Source organism: Mesorhizobium sp. M4B.F.Ca.ET.089.01.1.1 (assembly GCF_004022605.1).
GTDB classification, from domain to species: domain Bacteria; phylum Pseudomonadota; class Alphaproteobacteria; order Rhizobiales; family Rhizobiaceae; genus Mesorhizobium; species Mesorhizobium abyssinicae.
The window spans coordinates 1-550 of record NZ_RZOS01001262.1 but is presented as its reverse complement, the minus strand read 5'-3'; the positions used below and the strand labels follow the sequence as shown (position 1 = coordinate 550).

Genomic DNA, 550 nt, shown 5'->3' with positions numbered 1-550 from the left:
GTTGTACGCTTCTTGCAGCAAGGTGATGTCGTCTTCACCAATTTCGAGTCGACGATCCTCGGCAAACATGGTGGTTGGCCGACCAAAGGCAGGTACTTCGGTTATTCACGGGCTGAGGTCTTGGATGCGTTGCAGGATATCGGGTTCAACGCGCTTGCCTTGGCGAACAACCACGCATTCGATCTCGGTGTTTCTGGCGTCCTCGCGACGCTGGAGGAGGTCGAAGCGCGCGGCTTCCTGCATGCTGGGGTCGGCATCGACAAGACCCATGCCGCGAAACTCGGCCATCGCCATCTAGGCGCCCGCCAGGTCTCTCTTCTTGCGATAGACGCAGGCCCAGGCCCGGCCAACATGTATGCCGAGAACAGCACCGCTTCCCGTCCGGCTCGGCCTGGCGTCAACCGGCTGAAAACCGTTCGGAAGATTGGGGTGCCCAACGGGCACTTCCGAAGGCTGGCAAGGCTTGGCGATCAGTTGCAGAGCTCGCACCTTGAACTCACTAACTACGCGCAACCGGAAGATCCGCCGGAGCTAACGAGTGGGAAGGAGC

1 protein-coding gene is annotated in these 550 nt (G+C 60.2%); it reads left to right on the top strand.

The window, feature by feature from the left end; translation table 11 throughout:
* On the top strand, nt 1-550 hold a 550-nt coding region (locus tag EN780_RS37065), incomplete at both ends, for a CapA family protein (protein WP_145971054.1).